This is a genomic window from Mesorhizobium sp. M1A.F.Ca.IN.020.06.1.1, assembly GCF_004023265.1.
Lineage (GTDB): Bacteria > Pseudomonadota > Alphaproteobacteria > Rhizobiales > Rhizobiaceae > Mesorhizobium.
This window is the reverse complement of sequence record NZ_RZSR01001132.1, coordinates 1-1,706: the sequence shown is the minus strand read 5'-3', so window position 1 is coordinate 1,706 and position 1,706 is coordinate 1. Positions and strand designations below refer to the sequence as shown.

Below are 1,706 nucleotides of genomic sequence, written 5' to 3'. Positions count from 1 at the left end.
ACATCGGAGAGCCGCATTGCCTGAAGCGGCACGTCGGCTGGACTGGCGATCTGGGCATCGACCGGAAGAAAGTAGTTCTCCCCCTCGAACTGCACGCCGTGGCCGGCAAGATAGACGAAGACGACCGCGTCGGGACCGGCGGCGGAAACCTTGCCGAGAAAATCGCGCAGCGCGCCGCGCAGCGAGTCCTGATCGACATCGCGCGCGCCGACGACGTCGAACCCTGCCGCCTGCAGGGTCTGCGCGATCAGGCCGGCGTCATTGGCGGCAGTCGCGAGCTCGCCGGACTGATAGGCGCCGTTGCCGATGACGAAGGCGAGACGTTTTTGCTCTTGCGCGAGCGCACCGGTCGCGGACGCGGCGCCAAAAGCGATGAGAACGATGAGGCTGAGGAATTTTAGAAGCGTCTGCATGGCAATGCGCTGTCCGTTATCCGTCATCCGCCATCCGCTTATTTCAGTAACGCCGAAAGAGCAGGAATGTTTCCCTAACAGCGCAAAACTAAGACCTGCAAGAAGGCGGCTTTAGGGCGCAAATTTCGGAAAAGAGAGCCTTCAAGTTTCTTGCGAACCGGCTCTCGCGGACTACCGGCGCCGCTTCGGCTTCTCCAGCAGCGCGACGGCCTCGACATGCGGCGACCACAGGAACTGGTCGATCGGCGTCACGCTCTTCAGTTGATAGCCGCCGTCGATGAGGATGCGCAGATCCCGCGCCAGCGTCGTCGGATTGCAGGAGACGGCCGCGACCAGCGGCACGTCTGAGCGGGCGATCTGCTTGGACTGATCCTCCGCGCCGGCGCGCGGTGGATCGAAGACGAGGCCGTCGAAGCCGCTCAGCTCCTTGAAGGTCAGCGGCCTGCGGAAGAGGTCGCGACGCTCGCTGGTCACGCGCTTCAAGCCGCTGGCGAAGCGGGAGGCACGGTCGAGCGCGGCAAGCGCCGGGGCGTCTCCCTCCACGGCGTGGACCTCCGACTTCGCCGCCAGCCGGAGCGCGAAGCTGCCGCAGCCGGCGAACAGGTCGGCGACCTTCTTGGCACGCGACAGGTGCTGGCAGACGAGACCGGCCATCGTCTGCTCGGCGGCCTCCGTCGCCTGCAGGAAGGCGCCGGGCGGCAGGGCGACGGCGACCGAGCCGAACTGCACCACCGGCTTCTTCGGCTCGACGATCACCTCGCCGTCGATCGAAAGCCTCGCCAAGCCCGCGGCCATCACGAAATTGGAAGCGATGCGGCGCTGGTTTTCGCCGAGCTTGCCCGCGTCATGGACGGCGACATCGAGGCCGGACGCCGTGGCGGTGACGGTCATGTGGAAGGCTTTCGGCGTCGCGCAGACCAGTCCTGCCAGCCTTCGCAAAGGATCGAGCGCATCAACGATTGCCGGCAACGAGATCGGGCATTCCTCGATAGGAATGATCTCGGAGGAGAGCGCGCGCACGAAGCCGAGCAGCATGCCGGCATCGGTGCGCCGAGCGCTGAAGACGACGCGCCGGCGCGTGTGCGGTGCGCAAGGCACCAGCGCGTCGATCTGACCAGCGATGCCCTTGATCTTGAGCGCCTGCACCACCCGTTCGCGTTTCCACTGCCGGTAGCCGTCGGCCTCGAAATGCTGCAACGCGCAGCCGCCGCATTCGGTGAAGTGTCGGCAGGGCGGATCAACCCTAAGCGGTGAAGCCTCAACAACCGACATCAGCGTCGCGCGGTCCTTCCG

At 65.7% G+C, this 1,706-nt stretch carries 2 protein-coding genes; both read right to left on the bottom strand.

All coding sequences use genetic code 11. The annotated features are described in order from the left end of the window. Window positions 1–440, bottom strand: a 440-nt coding sequence (locus EOA60_RS31740; RefSeq protein ID WP_245502664.1) for a caspase family protein, incomplete at its 3' end; no start/stop codon positions are given. 144 nt (window positions 441–584) lie between these two features. Beyond that, window positions 585–1,706 (bottom strand): class I SAM-dependent RNA methyltransferase (locus EOA60_RS31735; RefSeq protein WP_164899721.1); only part of this gene is annotated, 1,122 nt, incomplete at its 5' end.